This is a genomic window from Pseudomonas sp. MWU13-3659 (genome assembly GCF_023757525.1).
Lineage (GTDB): Bacteria > Pseudomonadota > Gammaproteobacteria > Pseudomonadales > Pseudomonadaceae > Aquipseudomonas > Aquipseudomonas entomophila_E.
Genome location: NZ_JAMSHW010000002.1, coordinates 498001 through 514912 on the forward strand (window position 1 = coordinate 498001; position 16912 = coordinate 514912).

A 16912-nucleotide genomic window follows, 5' to 3' on the forward strand; every position below is an offset into this window, starting at 1 on the left:
TGGCTTATGCTGCACGCATCTGCCATCGAAGGAGCCCGCCCATGGCCTGGTCCGCCACCCAGTACTCACGCTTCGAAGATGAACGCACCCGCGCCGTGCGCGACTTGCTGGCCGCGGTACCGCCGCGTCCGGTGCGCCATGCCACTGATTTGGGCTGCGGCCCGGGCAACTCCACCGAAGTGCTGTTGCAGCGCCACCCTGATGCCCAGGTGACCGCGCTGGACCGCGACCCGGACATGATCGACAAGGCCCGGCAGCGCCCGCGCCTGAGTGTGCCGAGGGTGCGCTGCGATATTGCCGATATCGCCAGTTGGGTTGCCCAGGAGCCACAGGACCTGATCCTCGCCAACGCTTCGCTGCAGTGGCTGCCGGAGCATGGCAGCCTCTACCCGCACTTGGTGCGGCAGTTGAGCGAAGGGGCCAGCCTGGCCGTGCAGACGCCCGACAACCTCGACGAACCTGCTCACCGCCAGTTGCGCGAGATTGCCAGCCGGGGGCCGTGGGCCGACAAGTTCGCCGACTTCAGCTTGCCGCCCCGACATGGCGCGGCGTTCTACTACGACTTGCTCAGCCCGCTGTGCGCGCGGGTGGATGTGTGGCGCACCACCTACCACCACCCGTTGATGGGGGGCGCCGAGGCGGTCGTCGAGTGGTTCAAGGGTTCGGCGTTGCGGCCGTACCTGGCCAGGCTGGATGAGCAGGAGCAGGCGGACTTCCTGCAGTTGTACCTGCAGGCCATGCAGCATGATTATCCGCCGGCCAGCGATGGCAAGGTGCTGTTGCCGTTCCCGCGGTTATTCGTGGTGGCGACGCGCTAGGCACCAGAACACGTAGCCGTAGATTCCCAGGTTGAGCAGCAGGACGAAGGTGCCGAGCCAAAGCTGGATCTGTGGCGTGAGCCCGGCTGGGTAGATAACTGGCCAGATGTAGTGCTCGACGAATCCGCCGGGGTATCCGCTGTCGCCGGCAGCGGCGCGCAGGCGGTTCTCCCAGGCGGTGAGCGGGCACTCCAGGTGCAGGCCTTCCACTGCCAGGCCCCAGGCGAGAGCGGGCAGGTGGATGAACAGGGCACGGCGGTGCTTGAGCGCCAGCAGGCCGCCGAACAGGACCAGCAGGATGAAGGACAGGTGGGACAGGACCAGGGTGTCGGCGGCTAGGCGGTAGAGCATGGGTGGGGCCTTGGGGGTAGTCGGGTATGTTTGGGGTGCATTGTATTTGAGTTCCTGAGTTCCTGAGTTCCTGAGTTCCTGAGTCGTTAGTTGGTTTTTGTGTTTGTGGGCATATCCGTTTGCATTGTTGACGCAGAGTCACCTTTGCGCCCTTACGGCCAGGCCTTTCAAGGTGTTCGACGTTAGCGTTACAGCGCCTATGAGATCGAGCGCCGCCCGCGCGGCGCATCGCGGATGAATCCGCTCCTACATCGGTTGCAACGTGCCGCACCTGTCAGGCCATGGTTGCCAGCCTTGGCGCATGGCGTGAGCCGGGCGAGGCGGCGGCAGCGCCAGCCGAAAAACCGCGTCGTACAAACAAGGCGAACAACCATGGCCTATCGGTCATGGCCACGTTGCAACGAATGTAGGAGCGGATTCATCCGCGATGCGCCGCGCGGGCGGCGCTCGATCTGATAGACGCTGCAAGAATCCCGGCGGGCATCTGGCGGCCCTGATGCGGTCACGCCCCCTGCGTCCAAAGACCTTGAAAGGGATGGCCGTAGGGCGCAAAGGTGAATCAGCGTCTCCATCGCCAATGGATATGCTTACAAAACTCCAAACCCAAACTCTGAAAGCTGAAGCCAAAGCCGAAACCGAAGCCCAAATCAAAGCCCCTCCCGCACCATCTCCAGAAACGTAGCCACCACCCGCCGCGTGCGCTGCTCGCTCAGGCACACCAGCGTCTCGGTCAGGTGCCGCTGGCAATCGACAATCGGCAAGGCACAAACCCGGGCATCGGCCCCGAACTCCGCCGCCGACACCACCCCCACGCCAATCCCCACCACCACGGCCTCGCGCGCCGCCTCCCGGCCTTCCACCTGGATCGCCGGGCGAATGCGCAACCCGGCCCGTTGCATTTCCTCTTCCAGCGTCTGCCGCGTCACCGACCCCGGCTCGCGCAGCACCAGCGGCGTGTCGTCCAGGTCCGCCAGGCTGATCTCGCCACGGCTGGCCCACGGGTGCTGATGCGAAACGAACGCCACCATAGGGTCCCGACGCATCGGCACGCAATACAGGCGCTCGTCATCCACATCACGCCCCAGCAGGGCAAGGTCGGCCTGGTAGCTGAACAGCCGGGCCAGCGACTCGTCGGTGTTGCCGGTCTCGATCTTCACCTGGATGCCCGGGTAGCGCTGGCAGAAACGTGCAATCTGCGGCAGCACGTGCACCGGGGCATCCACCGCCAGCACCAGGCTGCCGGTGTGCAGGGCACGGGAATCCTGTAGCAGCTCCACAGCCTCGGCCTCGCAGGCGAACAGGCGCTGGGTCACCCCCAGCAGGCGCTCGCCCAGGTCGGTCAGTTGCACCGAGCGTTTGTTGCGGTGGAACAGCAATACCCCGAAGCGCTCCTCCAGCTTGCGCACCTGGTCGGACACCGCCGGCTGGGTGAGGAACAGCCGTTCGGCCGCGCGGGTGAAGCTGCCCTGTTCGGCGACGGCGTGGAAGGCCTTGAGTTGAGCGTGGGAGACCGACATTGAACACTCCTGTTACAAGCTGGGCTTATGAGTGAAATACGATAAATCGATTTTATTTATCAGTCTGCACCTGTTTCCATGTCTTACAACCCTGAACTGGCCGCCACAAGCGGTGTTCAAGGGCCATGGCTGCCGCGGGTCACGCTAGACCACCGAGCCATCTGACCAGGTGACGTCCCTCCGTCACGCAGTGCGCAACACAACAACAAGACAGGCGTTTCTTCACATTCTGCCGGCACACTCAAGCAAGAGGTCAGATCCACATGAATCAATCCCTGGGCGCCATCAAGCGGTGGCGCATGCAGATCTTCGCGATCACCTGGCTGGCCTACGCCGCCTTCTACTTCACCCGCAAGGCCTTCTCGGTCGCCAAGCTTGGTATCGCTGAAGACCCGGCATTCATGCTCGACAAGGCCGCCATGGCCAACCTCGATGCGATCTACCTGGCCGCCTATGCCGTGGGCCAGTTCACCTGGGGCATGCTCGCCGATCGCTTCGGGCCGCGCGTGGTGGTGCTGGGTGGCTTGTTGATCTCGGCCATCGCCGCCGTGGTGATGGGCAGCTACGCAACCTTCCCGATTTTCGCCACCTGCATGCTCATACAAGGGTTGGCGCAGTCCACGGGCTGGGCGGGGTTGTGCAAGAACATCGGCAGTTTCTTCCCCGCTTCGCAGCGTGGGCGGGTGCTTGGGCTGTGGAGCTCGTGCTATGCGTTCGGTGGGCTGGTCGCCTCGCCGTTTGCCGGCTGGTGGGCCTACACCCTGGTCGGCACCTGGCATGCGGCGTTCTTCTCCAGTGCCGCAGTGGTGGCCGGCGTCGCGGTGCTGTTCTTCATCTTCCAGCGCAACAAGCCTGAGGATGTCGGCTTGCCGGCAGTGGAGCCGGAGCCCCAGAGCATGGCCCCAGGCGCGAACCTGTGCAGCGTCTGGGCGCCACTGCGCGAGATCCTGCGTAACCGCACGGTGCTTACTCTCGGGCTTGCCTACTTCATGCTCAAGCCCGCGCGCTACGCCATCCTGCTCTGGGGGCCGGTGATCGTCTTCGAGCAGATGCCCTCGGTGGGCAAGGTGGGCGCGGCGATCATCCCCACCGCTTTCGAACTGGCCGGGCTGTTGGGGCCGATCATCATTGGCCTGGCCTCGGACAAGCTGTTTGGCGCCCGGCGCATGCCGGCCTGCGTGATCAGCCTGGTGCTGCTGACCGTGGCTCTGGCGGGCTTCATGGCGGCGATGCACAGCGGCAGTGTGGTGCTGGTGGTGGCCTTGCTGTTCGTCATGGGCCTGACCTTGTATGGCCCGGACTCCATGATCAGCGGCGCCGCGGCCATCGACTTCGGCACCGCCAAGGCCGGTGCCACGGCGGCTGGTTTCGTCAACGGCTGCGGCTCGGTGGGCGCGGTGCTCGGCGGCTTGCTGCCGGGCTACTTCGACAGCGTCACGGTGTTCATGATCTTCGCCGGCACCGCGCTGTTTTCCGCCCTGGTGCTGCTGCCGCACTGGAACAGCCGCCCGGCGACCGCGCCACAGGCCAACGACGTGGCACCCAACACCGGCATGGCGATCAAGCCACTGCGTACCTAGAGGAAAGCGAGTAGATGAGACCCTTCTGGCTGCAACAGGCCCTGGAGCAGGAAGACGAAGCACTGTGCCCACCGCTGCAAGGCGACGCCCGCTGCGATGTATGCATTGTCGGGGGTGGCTACACCGGGCTGTGGACGGCCCTGATGCTCAAGGAGCAGGCGCCGCAGCTCGATGTGCTGCTGGTCGAGGCGGATATCTGCGGCGCCGGTGCCAGTGGCCGCAATGGTGGTTGCGCGCTGTCCTGGTCGGCCAAGTACTTCACCCTCGAGCGCCTGTTCGGGGTGGCGGAGGCGATCCGCCTGGTGCGTGAGTCGGAACGCAGCATCGAAGCCATCGGCGCGTTCTGCCGCGCCAATGGCATCCACTGCGACTACCGCATGGACGGTACCCTGTACACCGCCACCAACCAGGCCCAGGTCGGCGGTACCGACGCGGTGATCGCCGCGCTGGAGCAGAAAGGGATCAATTCGTTCCAGCGTTTGCCGTTGGAACAGGTGCAGCGAGTGGCCGGCTCCAGCCGCCACCTCGAGGGCTGGTATTCGCCGGCGGCGGCCACGGTGCAGCCCGGGCGGCTGGTGCGTGGCCTGCGCCGAGTCGCCTTGCAGCGCGGCGTGCGCATTCATGAAGGCACGGCGATGACCGGGCTGGAGCATGGCGCGCCGGTGCAGGTGCGCACCCGGGGGGGGACCATCCGTGCCGACCGCGTGGTGCTGGGCCTCAATGCCTGGATGGCGCGGGCTTTCCCACAGTTCGAGCGCAGCGTGGCGATCGTCTCCAGCGACATGGTGATCACCGAGCCGTGCCCGGAGTTGCTGCGCCAGATCGGCCTGGACAGCGGGGTCAGTGTGCTCGACTCGCGGATCTTCGTGCACTACTACCACAACACCTCCGATGGCCGGCTGATGCTGGGCAAGGGCGGCAATACCTTTGCCTATGGCGGGCGCATGCTGCCGGTGTTCGACCAGCCATCGCCGTACCAGCCATTGCTGCGCGAGAGCCTGACAGACTTCTTCCCGGCGTTGGCCGACGTGCCCCTGGCGGCCAGCTGGAATGGCCCCTCGGATCGCTCGGTGACCGGCCTGCCGTTCTTCGGCCGGCTCGACGGGCAGGGCAACGTGTTCTATGGCTTCGGTTACTCCGGCAGCGGTGTCGGGCCGTGCCACATGGGCGGGCAGATCCTGGCGTCGCTGGCGCTGGGCCTGGACAATGACTGGACCCGGTCACCGCTGGTCAAGGGGCCGCTGGGGCAGTTCCCGCCGGAACCGATCCGCTACCTGGGGTCGTTGATGGTGCGTAACGCCATCCGGCGCAAGGAGCATGCCGAGGACCGCGGCGCGCGACCGCGCCGGCTGGATGTGCGGTTGGCGCGGTTCGCAGCGGCGGCGGGGAAGGCGGACAAGGGCTGAGTGGCACTTCAGCGCAGCTCGATCTGCGCGCACAGCCCGCCCTCCAGGCGATTGCTCAGGGTCAGGTTGCCGCCCATGGACTGGATCAATTGCTGGGCGATCGCCAGCCCCAGCCCGGTGCCGCCGGTGCTGCGGTTGCGCGAGGCCTCGACGCGGTAGAACGGCTTGAGCACCTCGTCCAGTTCGTCTGCCGGGATGCCCGGGCCGTCATCGAGCACGCGGATCAGCGTCACCCCCTGTTCGTGGTGCACTTCCAGGCGCGCGGCGCCGGCGAACTTCAAGGCGTTGTCCACCAGGTTCACCAGTACCCGGCGCAGGGCATGGGGGCGGGTTTCCAGGGTGGCCTGGGCGCTGCCATGGCGGTCCACCTTGGCGCCGCTGTCCTGGTAGTCGAAGACCAGGCTGTCGAGGAAGGCGTCGAGGTTGACCCGGCAGGGCGCTTCGGTGCTGCTGTCCATGCTGCGGGCGTAGGCCACGCCCTCGCGCACCAGGTGCTCCATGGCATCCAGGTCGTGCCACAGCTTTTCTTTCTCCAAGCCTTCGTCCATCTGCTCTACCCGCAGCTTCATGCGCGTGATCGGGGTCTGCAGGTCATGGGAGATGGCGGCCAGCAGTTGCATGCGCTCCTTGAGGTAGGCGGCGATGCGCGCCTGCAGGGCGTTGAAGGCGACTGCGGCATAACGCACTTCACGCGGGCCGCTCTCGTCGAGCAGCGGCCCGGGGCTGTTCGGGTCAAGGTTGTCGACCGCCTGCACCAGGCGGGTCAGTGGCCCGATGGCCAGGCGAACCGCCAGCCAGGTGCACGACAGCAGCACCAGCAACTGGATCAGCAGCACCCCAGGCAGCCAGGTGGCCACCGGCACCGGAGTGGGGGTGACGTCGATGGTCAGCGGCGCGCCATCGGCCAGGCGCAGGTGGGCCTGGAAATGCGCGTTGGGGCCGGGGATTTCCTGGAACGTCAGGCGGTACTGGCCGCCGATGGCCTTGACGATCGACTCGGCGGCCATGGGCGGGTCGGCGCTTGGCATTGCGGTGCCTTGCAAGCCTGAATCCAGGCGGTAGCGGTAGGTGCGTCGCTCCAGCCGCGTGAGCCAGGCCGGGCGTTCCGCCGCAGGCAGGCGGTCGAGGATGGCCACCGAGGTGGCGACGTCCATTTCCAGGTTGCTGAGCATCATCGAGCGGCTGCTGACGTAGCGCTCGTAGGCCTGCAGGCTGAACGACAGGCCGTAGGCCAGCACCAGGCCGGTGAAGAAGATCAGGGCCAGGCGCGAAGCCAGGGTGCGCGGCCATTTCATGCCGACGCCCCCAGCAGTTGCACCGCCAGCGAGAACACATAGCCCTCGCTGCGCACGGTCTTGATGCAGGTGGGCTCGCGGGCGTCGTCGCCCAGGCGCTGGCGCAGGCGACTGACCAGCAGGTCGATGGAGCGGTCGAAGATGTCCGCCTCGCGGCCCTGGGTGAGGTTGAGCAATTGTTCGCGGCTGAGCACCCGCTGGGGGTGGTCGAGGAACACCCGCAACAGGCGGTACTCGGCGCCGGATAACGCCACCAGGGTGCCTTCGCTGTCCAGCAGGTGGCGCGCGGTGGTGTCCAGGCGCCAGGGGCCGAAGGCGATCAGCTGGCTGCTTTCGCTGATGGTGAGGTTGGGCGGCAGCATGCGGGTGCGGCGCAGCACGGCGTTGATCCGCGCCAGCAGTTCGCGGGCGGAGAAGGGTTTGGTGAGGTAGTCGTCGGCGCCCATTTCCAGGCCGATGATGCGGTCGGTCTCGTCGTTGCGCGCGGTGAGCATCAGCACCGGCGTGTTGCGGTGCTTGCCGGCGCGCAGTTCGCGGCACAGCAGCAGGCCATCGTCGCCGGGCATCATGATGTCGAGGACGATCAGGTCGACGGTGTTGTTCTCCAGGAAGGCGCGCATCTGCCGGCCATCGGCGACGATGCTGGTGCGCAGGCCATTCTTCTTCAGGTAGTTGCCGACCAGTTCGCGGATCTCGCGGTCGTCGTCGACGACCAGGATGTGATCGACATGTTCCATCGGGCGGTGTCCTTGTACGTTGGGAGTGGGCGCAGTCTACCGAGGTGCTTGCGGCTTGCCTGCCCCGGTTTGTATTGCAGTGTATCTGTTGTATCCGCTGATACAGGAGGAGGCACGGCGGCCGGTGGGCCGACACAAGCGGGATACCTGGCGGGCATCAAATGGCGCTACCGGGAAGCACACGCCTTCCCACATGAAGCCGCACAAGGAGACACACCATGAACGCCAAGACCTTCGCCAGCGCCAGCCTGTTCGCCCTGCTCAGCCTGGGTGCCTTCGCCGCACAGGCCGCCACCCAGCCAGCCCCGGAGGCCATGCCGTATCACTACGGCGAGCATCTGGACGTGAAGAAAGTGCTGTCGATCCAGACGGATCCGAGTGTCAGCTGCGGGGTGGCCAACTCGCGCATGAACTACCTCGACTCCCAGGGCCGCCAGCACGACCTGCAATACCTGACCTATGCCACCGATGGCTGCCACGAACACTGATCGGGAGCCTGGCCGATGACTTCGATACCTGGCGGCGCCTGGCGCCGCCCAGGGCGCATGTTGCTGGTCGCCGTGACGGCCACTTGCGCCCTGGGCGGGCTGGCCCTGGCGGCCCGGTCGCCCGCGCCCGACCTGGGGGCCATGCCTTCGTTGGCCGGTGCGCAGCAGTGGCTGAATTCCCCCCCGCTGGATACCGCTGCGCTCAAGGGCAAGGTGGTACTGGTCGACTTCTGGACCTATGACTGCATCAACTGCCGGCGCAGCCTGCCGCATGTCAATGACTGGGCCCGGCGCTACGCCGACCAGGGGTTGGTGGTGATCGGGGTGCACACGCCGGAGTACGACTACGAGCACGATGTCGGCAACCTGCGCACGCAGGTCCGGCAGCTGGGCATCGGCTACCCGGTGGCGGTGGACAACGACTACCGCATCTGGAATGCCTGGGGTAATCAGTTCTGGCCCGCACATTACTTCGTCGACCGCCGTGGCCAGGTCCGTCATGTGCATTTTGGAGAGGGGAACTATGCAGGCCAGGAACAGGTGATCCGGCAGTTGCTGGACGAGCGGGATTGACCCTGGCCCGGGGAAAGTGGTCGATCAGCGAACGGAATGTACCAATTGGGACATAAAGCTTTGTCCATCCCCGGGGTTCTCTTCTAGAATCCGCGCATGCCCAGGCGCCATGCCGGGCCATCGCCCGAGAGCCCCATGAGTTCCAGTACGCCGCTGTCCGGAGTCAACCAGCCGCTGCGCGGCATCGCCCTGGTGGTGGTGGCCACCTTCCTGTTTGCCAGCCACGATGGGCTCTCGAAGTTTCTCGGTGGCGTGTATCCGATCATCATGGTGGTGTGGGCGCGCTATGTGGTGCACACGTTGCTGATGGCCGGGATCTTCCTGCCCAAGGCGGGCCTTGCCGTGTTGCGCACCCGCCGGCCGCTGCTGCAGACCCTGCGCGCACTCAGCTTGCTCAGCACCAGCCTGTTGTTCACCGCTGGCCTGCAGTATCTGCCGCTGGCGGAGGCGACCTCGGTCAACTTCCTTGCGCCGGTGCTGGTCACCGCGTTGTCGGTGCCCTTGCTCAAGGAGCGGGTCACGCTGGGGCAGTGGGTGGCGGTGGTGATGGGGTTCATCGGTGTGCTGGTGGTGGTTCACCCAGGGGGCGCCCTGTTCACGCCGGCCATTCTCTTCCCGTTCGGTTCGGCGCTGGGGTTCTGCTTCTATCAGTTGCTCACGCGCAAGTTGGCGGCCCATGACAGCCCGACCACCAGCAACTTCTACGCGGGGTTGTGCAATACCTTGATCATGACGGCGCTGGTGCCGTTCTTCTGGCAGGTGCCGGCTTGGCCGCATGTGTTGTTGATGTTGGCGTTGGGCGGTTGCGGGATGACGGCGCACCTGCTGTTGACCCAGGCGTTCCGCCATGCGGCGCCGGCGTTGCTGGCGCCGTTCAGTTACTGCCAGATCGTGTTTGCCGGGCTGCTGGGGGCGGTGGTGTTCGGGCAGGTGCCGGACGGGATGAGCCTGGTGGGGATTTCGGTCATTTGCCTGAGTGGGCTGGGCGCGGCCTGGATGCAGCGGCGCGGTTAGGATTTCGGGGTGCTATCGGGATTGCATTCGCCGGCAAGCCGGCTCCTACAGGGGCGCGCATGGCTTCAGGGCTGCGCTGTACTTGTAGGAGCCGGCTTGCCGGCGAACGGGTTTCGATGATCAAACCATATTAAAATTTATGTAAAGGCTCTGTTTGAAGTTCGGAGCGATTGCAGGCTATGGAAGACGGGTAATTATGTCCAATCATATTTCATGAACAGTTGATTGGTGTCATCTATCACGCTGGCATGATAGAGAAGGCCGATCATGTCGTCATAACTTTTGATTGGACGGTCATGTACGACATTCAATAGCCTGACAGGGTCGATAGTGTTGAAGTTGGTTATTCGGATAACTTGAACTTCGCGCTGGTAATTTCGCATGTCGCGATCACAGGTGACCCTGATGAACGAAGAAGAACATATCAAGAGTTACAATGGCCCGGCCGCCGGCTGGGGCGCGCTCAAGAGCGTGACCAAGGCCTGGCTGGGCAGCGAGAACGCCGTCAAGAACATCCGCATGATGCTCAAGACCAACCAGGACAGCGGTTTCGACTGCCCCGGCTGTGCCTGGGGCGAATCGCCCGAGAACGGCATGGTCAAGTTCTGCGAGAACGGCGCCAAGGCGGTCAACTGGGAAGCCACCGGTCGCTCGGTGGACCCGGCATTCTTTGCCAAGTACAGCGTCGGCGCACTATTTGAGCAGAGTGACTACTGGCTCGAATACCAGGGCCGGCTGACTCATCCGATGCGTTATGACGCCGCCACCGACCACTATGTCGAGATCAGTTGGGACGAAGCCTTCGCCCTGATCGCCCTGCACTTGAACCGCCTTGAGTCGCCCGACCAGGCCGACTTCTATACATCGGGTCGGGCCAGCAACGAAGCCGCCTTCCTTTATCAGTTGTTCGTGCGCACCTTCGGTACCAACAACTTTCCCGACTGCTCGAACATGTGTCACGAGGCCAGTGGCCTGGGCATGTCCAGCACCCTGGGCGTGGGCAAGGGCACCGTTGTGTTCCACGACCTGGAGCAGGCTGATGCGATCTTCGTCATTGGCCAGAACCCCGGCACCAACCACCCGCGCATGCTCGAACCCTTGCGTGAAGCGGTGGAGCGCGGTGCCCAGGTGGTGTGCTTCAACCCGCTGAAGGAGCGCGGCCTGGAGCGCTTCCAGCATCCGCAGCATCCGTTCGAGATGCTCAGCAACGGCTCCGAACCGACCAACACCGCTTACTTCCGCCCGGCCCTGGGCGGCGACATGGCGGTGCTGCGCGGCATGGCCAAGTTCCTCCTGCAGTGGGAGCGCGAGGCCCAGGCCAACGGCATGCCGGCGGTGTTCGACCATGCTTTCATCAAGGCCCATACCGATGGCATGGACGACTACCTGGCGCAGGTCGACGCCACCTCCTGGGAACATATCGTCGAGCAGTCCGGCCTGAGCAAGGCCGAGATCGAACTGGCCGCGCGCATGTACCGCAAGGCCGAGCGGGTGATCATGTGCTGGGCCATGGGCGTGACCCAGCACCGCCACTCGGTGCCGACCGTGCAGGAGATCGTCAACCTGCAATTGCTGCGCGGCAACGTCGGCCGCCCGGGCGCCGGGTTGTCGCCGGTGCGTGGCCACAGCAACGTGCAGGGCGACCGCAGCATGGGCATCGATGAGAAACCGCCGACCTGGCTGCTCGACAACCTGCAACAGCGGTTCGGCATCGAGGTGCCGCGCGGCCACGGGCACAACGCCGTGCTGGCGATCCAGGCCATGGAGGAGGGGCGCACCAAGGTGTTCGTCGCCCTGGGCGGCAACTTCGCCCAGGCCACCCCGGACACCCCGCGCACCCATGCGGCGCTGCGCAACTGCGAACTGACCGTGCACATCGCCACCAAGCTCAACCGCTCGCACCTGGTCACCGGCCGTGACGCGTTGATCCTGCCGTGCCTGGGGCGCACCGAGATCGATATCCAGGCTGAAGGCCCACAGGGCGTCACCGTGGAGGATACCTTCAGCATGGTGCACATTTCCCACGGCCAGCTGAAACCGCGCTCGCCGCACCTGCGCTCGGAGCCGGCGATCGTCGCTGGCATGGCCAAGGCCACCCTGGGCGACCGACCGATCGACTGGGACTGGGTGGTGGCCGACTATGGGCGCATCCGCGACCTGATCGCCGATACCATTCCCGGCTTCACCGACTTCAATGCACGCCTGCACCACCCGGGTGGCTTCTACCTGGGCAACGCCGCCGCCGAGCGTGAATGGAACACTGCCAGCGGCAAGGCGCAGTTCACCGCCTGCCCATTGCCGACGCAACTGGTCAACGAAGCGGTGCTGGCCCGGGGCGACAAGCCTGACCTGATCCTGCAGACCTTGCGCTCCCACGACCAGTACAACACCACCCTCTACGGCCTGGACGACCGCTACCGTGGCGTGTTCGGCCTGCGCGAAGTGGTCTTCGCCAATGAGGCGGATATCCGTCGGCTGGGCTTCGCGCCGGGTGACAAAGTGGACATGGTATCGCTGTGGGAGGACGGCCTCGAGCGGCGAGTCAGTGGTTTCACCCTGGTGGCCTATGACATTCCCACGGGCCAGGCAGCCGCCTACTACCCGGAGACCAACCCGCTGGTGCCCCTGGAGAGCTACGGCGACCAGACCTTCACGCCCACCTCGAAGTTTGTCGCCATTCGCCTCGACCGGGCCCAGCCGGATGCGTTGATCCACGCCGTCGCCGAATAACCCCCAACTTCCTTCATTCATTCATCGACTGCGGGCCCTCGGGCGTGCGGCGCGCTGCTGGCCGCCGCCCGGGAGGAGCCTGCCTGTCCACAAGGATATTGTCATGTCGACTCTGAGTGCGCTGGACCTGGCGCGGCTGCAGTTCGCCTTCACGGTCTCGTTCCACATCATTTTCCCGGCCATCACCATCGGGTTGGCCAGCTTCCTGGCCGTGCTCGAAGGCTGCTGGCTGAAAACCGGCAACGCGGTCTACAAGGACCTGTACACGTTCTGGTCGAAGATCTTCGCCGTCAACTTCGGCATGGGCGTGGTCTCGGGCCTGGTGATGGCCTACGAGTTCGGCACCAACTGGGCGCGGTTCTCCGACTTCGCCGGCAGCGTGACCGGCCCCTTGCTCACCTACGAGGTGCTCACCGCGTTCTTCCTCGAGGCGGGCTTCCTCGGGGTGATGCTGTTCGGCTGGGGCAGGGTGGGGCGCAAGCTGCATTTCTTCGCCACGATCATGGTGGCGATCGGCACGCTGATCTCGATGTTCTGGATCCTTTCGTCCAACAGCTGGATGCAGACCCCGCAGGGTATCGAGATCGTCGATGGCCGCGTGGTGCCACTGGACTGGTTCAAGATCGTCTTCAACCCGTCGTTCCCCTATCGCCTGGCGCATATGGCGCTGGCCGCGTTCCTCTCCACCGCGTTCTTCGTCGGCGCTTCGGCCGCCTGGCACTTGCTGCGCGGGCGCGACACCCCGCCAGTGCGCAAGATGCTGTCGATGGCCATGTGGATGGTGCTGGTCGCCACGCCCGTGCAGGTGGTGGTCGGTGACGCCCACGGCCTGAACACCCTGGAGCACCAGCCGGCGAAGATCGCCGCCATCGAAGGGCACTGGGAGAACAAGCCCGGCGAAGCCTCGCCGCTGGTGCTGTTCGGCCTGCCGGACATGGCCAGCGAAACCACCCGCTACAGCCTCGAGGTGCCTTACCTGGGCAGCCTGATCCTGACCCACAGCCTGGACAAACAGATCCCGGCGCTCAAGCGCTTCGCCAGGGAAGACCGCCCCAACTCGACGATCATCTTCTGGAGCTTCCGGGTCATGGCCGGGCTGGGCATGCTGATGCTGGCCTGCGCGCTGCTGGCCCTGGCGCTGCGCCGCAAGGGCGCGCTGTACCGCCAGCGTGCCTTCCTCTGGTTCGTCCTGCTGATGGGGCCGTCGGGGTTGATTGCCCTGCTGGCCGGCTGGTTCACCACCGAAGTGGGCCGCCAGCCCTGGGTGGTGTACGGCATGCTGCGCACCACCCAGGCGGCGTCCAACCATAGCGCCATGCAGATGAGCATCACCCTGGCGGCCTTCGTGGTCATCTACTGCCTGGTGTTCACCGTGGGCATCGGCTACATGATGCGCCTGGTGCGCAAGGGCCCGACCGCGCACCAGGCGCCGCCAACCCCCGAGCAACCGCAATCGCTGGCCAGCGCGCGTCGCCCGCTGTCCCTCGCCGACTGAAAAGGAGCAGGCAAATGGCAATTCAAGGTATCGACCTGTCGGTCATCTGGGGCGTGATCATTGCCTTCGGCCTGATGATGTACGTGATCATGGACGGCTTCGACCTGGGGCTGGGGATTCTCTTCCCGTTGATCGAGGACTCCAGTGACCGCGACGTGATGATGAACACCGTGGCACCGGTGTGGGACGGCAACGAGACCTGGGCGGTGCTGGGGGCGGCGGCGTTGTACGGCGCCTTCCCGCTGGCCTACTCGGTGATCCTCGAGGCCTTGTACCTGCCGCTGGTGCTGGTGCTGGCGGGGTTGATCTTCCGTGGCGTGGCCTTCGAGTTCCGCTTCAAGGCTCATCCACGCAAGCGCCATCTGTGGGACAAGGCGTTCATCGGCGGCTCGGTGCTGGCGACCTTCTTCCAGGGCGTGGCCATCGGCACCTACATCGGCGGCATCCCGGTGGTGGACCGCCAGTTCGCCGGCTCCGGCTGGGACTGGCTGGCGCCGTTCCCGTTGTTCTGCGGCGTCGGCCTGCTGCTGACCTACGCGCTGCTGGGCAGCACCTGGCTGCTGATCAAGACCGACGGCATGCTCGAGTCGCGCATGCGCCACTACAGCCGCCCGCTGACCTACCTGCTGGCGCTGGTGATCGTGGTGATCTGCGCCTGGACCGCCTGGCTGCATGACGACATCGCCCAGCGCTGGTTCGGCGCCAGCCACTGGCTGCGCTCGGCGCTGATAGCGGCGCTGGCGGTGGTGGCCGTGGTGGTGATCCAGAAGACCCTGCGCAAGCGCCATTCGCACCTGCCGTTCATGGCCGTGGTGGGGCTGGTGTTCCTCGGTTACCTGGGCCTGGCGATCAGTCTCTGGCCGAACATCGTGCCACCGGGCATCACCCTGTGGCAGGCGGCCGCGCCGCTGACCAGCCAGCTGTTCGCGCTGATCGGGGCGCTGTTCATCATCCCGATCATCCTGGGGTACACCTTCTGGAGCTATCACGTGTTCCGCGGCAAGGTGCAGGCGGGGGATGCGTATCACTGAGGAGGCTTTCGATCAAGGGGGGCCGGAGAGGTGCGGACGATAGACTTGCAGCATTTCCGAGATTGAGCGGCGCGCAGGCGGCGCTCGATCTGTAGGGCACTGCAAGTGATGTCGTCCAGCACCTGGCTGCCATCATGCGATAAAGAACCCGCCTTCAAAGATCCTGAAGGTGATGTGTTCTGGGCAGCTATGAAAGTCAGTGATGTCTGTCGTATCTGGTAACTTCTCAATGGCGTAATTTCGGACGCGTCCGACATACAACAGGATTTTAAGTTTTTACAGTGCGAACTTTTTACAGGGAGTTCGCAGCATGGCTTATCACGACTACATGACGATCACGGGCGCGCTTCAGGGCCTGATTTCGGCGGGGTGTTCCACCCAGGATTCCATCGGCAACAAATGCCAGGCGGGCCATCGGGACCAGATCATGGTCCTGGCCTTCGAACACAGCCTTTCCAACCTCGACAACGTCAGCCGAGCGCTGCACCGGCCGGTCTACCTCACCAAGTTCATCGACAAGTCCACCCCGTTGCTGGCGCAGGCGCTCGATTCGAGGGAGCGGGTGGAGTGTGACCTCACCTTTTCCGCACCAGTGCTGCGGGCCTGCAGGAACGGTACTACTCGGTAAGGCTCGGCGGCGGGCTGATCGTCCAGCAGAACGTGGTCATGCCCCATGCCGTGCTGCTCAACGAGCAGGAGCCGCAGGAACACCTGGCGATCCGCTATCGGGAGATTTCCTGGGTGCACCATGCGGCGGGAACCACCGGTTATTCGACCTGGGGTGAGGAATGACGGCGCGCAGCGAGCATGAGGTCCCGTGGGATGACGACTTCTGGGAAGTGAGCCATGCGGCGGCCCGGCTGACCCAATATGCCTGTGAGGTGGCCGCGCGGTGTTTGGATGACGGGATGTTGCGGCTGCAGTTCACGCAGGAGATGGCGTATGTCGGGAAAGGCATTGTGGAGGAGGTCCGGACCGGCAGGAACACTGCGGAGGAGGGGCTGAAGAAAATCAGGGAAGAACATCGCGCCCTCTACTCTGATGTTGTTGAATATATGAAAATTGTCGCGGGGCTAGGATCGGGGGTTTTACAGGTCGCGGGTGGCGCTGCCGTTTGTAAGTACTCCGCAGGCCTTATGTGCGGCACAGCGGGCATGGCGCTTGTTCAACATGGATTGAATAATGTTTATGAGAATGGGCGTAATATTATTCAGGGAGGGAACGATACCGTAGGGCCGCTTCGTAGAGGCTATCAAGAGATAGCCAAGTCCCTTGGCGGTAAAGCATCGCATGGAAATATCGCATACGGACTTGGTGATCTACTGCTGTCTGGTTATTCTCTAGGTCGATTTGTCGTCTTGCCTACCGCCAGGCGTTTATTTAGATATATCGATTCAGACAAGGTTCGGGCTCATATGGCGATGGGTGCCGGACCGTTGACGTTTGAGCTAGGGGTCAATGTGCTGACGGGTGACCTGATTTGGGTAGAATGGAACAAGGAATGATTGTTCTGCTCTTCGGGCTTTGTGTGGCGTTAGGTATCGTGCTGGCCTACGTTATGAAATTCAGGCTCTCTGGTCGACGGCTTAGTTCGTGGATGTTCTGGGGGTGCGTTGGATATAATGTGTTCTTTGTTAGCTATTATCTTAGGGTTGTTCAGTCCTCCTATTTTCTTTTCATAGGATATCGACCTGACTGGCTGGAAGGTAACGCCGTGGTTGGTTGGTTATGTGTTTTGGGTATGGTTTTGCATAGTTATGCCGTGCCTGTGCAAAGGCGGGGCCCTAGACGCTAGTGGCCTGTCTCGGAAACACGTTCTCTTTTGGCGAGTGGCTTGGAAGTTCCGCAACCCCTCATCCGCCAGGATGGGTAGGCGG

The 16912-nt window shown here is 64.2% G+C and carries 14 protein-coding genes and 1 pseudogene; 11 read left to right on the forward strand and 4 right to left on the reverse strand.

The genetic code is table 11. The features are described from left to right. The first annotated feature begins 41 nt into the window (after positions 1-41). Positions 42-818: a trans-aconitate 2-methyltransferase gene (tam, locus tag NGM28_RS05000; RefSeq protein WP_252088896.1), complete on the forward strand. Its 777-nt coding sequence runs from the start codon at positions 42-44 to the stop codon at positions 816-818. On the opposite strand, the gene NGM28_RS05005 is transcribed toward tam, so the two are convergent. Both NGM28_RS05005 and NGM28_RS05010 read right to left on the reverse strand, forming a co-directional pair. Further along, positions 795-1169 carry a DUF2784 domain-containing protein gene (locus NGM28_RS05005; protein ID WP_252088897.1) on the reverse strand — a complete coding sequence of 125 codons (375 nt, stop codon included), beginning with the start codon at positions 1167-1169 and terminating at the stop codon, positions 795-797. The genes tam and NGM28_RS05005 overlap by 24 nt on opposite strands. Positions 1170-1816: 647 nt before the next feature. Continuing rightward, positions 1817-2686 carry a LysR substrate-binding domain-containing protein gene (locus NGM28_RS05010; RefSeq protein WP_011533607.1) on the reverse strand — a complete coding sequence of 290 codons (870 nt, stop codon included), beginning with the start codon at positions 2684-2686 and terminating at the stop codon, positions 1817-1819. Positions 2687-2949: 263 nt separating this feature from the next. On the opposite strand from NGM28_RS05010, the gene NGM28_RS05015 reads away from it, so the two are divergent. Together NGM28_RS05015 and NGM28_RS05020 are read left to right on the forward strand one after the other, a co-directional pair. Next, the gene (locus tag NGM28_RS05015; RefSeq protein WP_252088898.1) at positions 2950-4266 is read left to right on the forward strand and encodes an MFS transporter; all 1317 of its coding nucleotides are present in this window, start codon (positions 2950-2952) and stop codon (positions 4264-4266) included. Between the two features lie 14 nt (positions 4267-4280). Next, positions 4281-5672, forward strand: coding sequence for an FAD-dependent oxidoreductase (locus NGM28_RS05020; RefSeq protein ID WP_252088899.1), 1392 nt, complete (start codon positions 4281-4283; stop codon positions 5670-5672). Between the two features lie 8 nt (positions 5673-5680). Here the strand turns inward: NGM28_RS05020 and NGM28_RS05025 are convergent, their stop codons facing one another. Then, positions 5681-6967 carry a sensor histidine kinase gene (locus NGM28_RS05025; RefSeq protein WP_252088900.1) on the reverse strand — a complete coding sequence of 429 codons (1287 nt, stop codon included), beginning with the start codon at positions 6965-6967 and terminating at the stop codon, positions 5681-5683. Continuing rightward, positions 6964-7704 carry a response regulator gene (locus NGM28_RS05030; RefSeq protein ID WP_240066065.1) on the reverse strand — a complete coding sequence of 247 codons (741 nt, stop codon included), beginning with the start codon at positions 7702-7704 and terminating at the stop codon, positions 6964-6966. The genes NGM28_RS05025 and NGM28_RS05030 overlap by 4 nt, the downstream gene beginning before the upstream one ends. A gap of 218 nt (positions 7705-7922) precedes the next feature. Here NGM28_RS05030 and NGM28_RS05035 point away from each other — a divergent pair, with 218 nt between their 5' ends. The 8 genes and pseudogenes from NGM28_RS05035 to NGM28_RS05070 all read left to right on the forward strand — a co-directional run bounded on the left by NGM28_RS05035 (position 7923) and on the right by NGM28_RS05070 (position 16540). After that, a complete protein-coding gene (locus NGM28_RS05035) occupies positions 7923-8192 on the forward strand; it encodes a DUF2790 domain-containing protein (RefSeq protein WP_240066066.1) in 270 nt (89 codons plus the stop codon). 57 nt (positions 8193-8249) lie between these two features. After that, a complete protein-coding gene (locus NGM28_RS05040) occupies positions 8250-8765 on the forward strand; it encodes a thioredoxin family protein (RefSeq protein ID WP_430624220.1) in 516 nt (171 codons plus the stop codon). Between the two features lie 135 nt (positions 8766-8900). Next, positions 8901-9779 carry a DMT family transporter gene (locus NGM28_RS05045; RefSeq protein WP_240066068.1) on the forward strand — a complete coding sequence of 293 codons (879 nt, stop codon included), beginning with the start codon at positions 8901-8903 and terminating at the stop codon, positions 9777-9779. Between the two features lie 405 nt (positions 9780-10184). After that, the gene (locus NGM28_RS05050) at positions 10185-12509 is read left to right on the forward strand and encodes an FdhF/YdeP family oxidoreductase (protein ID WP_252088901.1); all 2325 of its coding nucleotides are present in this window, start codon (positions 10185-10187) and stop codon (positions 12507-12509) included. 103 nt (positions 12510-12612) lie between these two features. After that, positions 12613-14004, forward strand: coding sequence for a cytochrome ubiquinol oxidase subunit I (locus NGM28_RS05055; protein ID WP_252088902.1), 1392 nt, complete (start codon positions 12613-12615; stop codon positions 14002-14004). 14 nt (positions 14005-14018) lie between these two features. Then, the gene (gene cydB / locus NGM28_RS05060) at positions 14019-15035 is read left to right on the forward strand and encodes a cytochrome d ubiquinol oxidase subunit II (RefSeq protein WP_252088903.1); all 1017 of its coding nucleotides are present in this window, start codon (positions 14019-14021) and stop codon (positions 15033-15035) included. A gap of 310 nt (positions 15036-15345) precedes the next feature. Next, a pseudogene (locus NGM28_RS05065) lies at positions 15346-15827 on the forward strand (Hcp family type VI secretion system effector). After that, positions 15824-16540, forward strand: a complete 717-nt coding sequence (locus NGM28_RS05070) for a DUF4225 domain-containing protein (RefSeq protein ID WP_252088904.1) — start codon at positions 15824-15826, stop codon at positions 16538-16540. The pseudogene NGM28_RS05065 and the gene NGM28_RS05070 overlap by 4 nt, the downstream one beginning before the upstream one ends. Positions 16541-16912 lie beyond the last annotated feature (372 nt).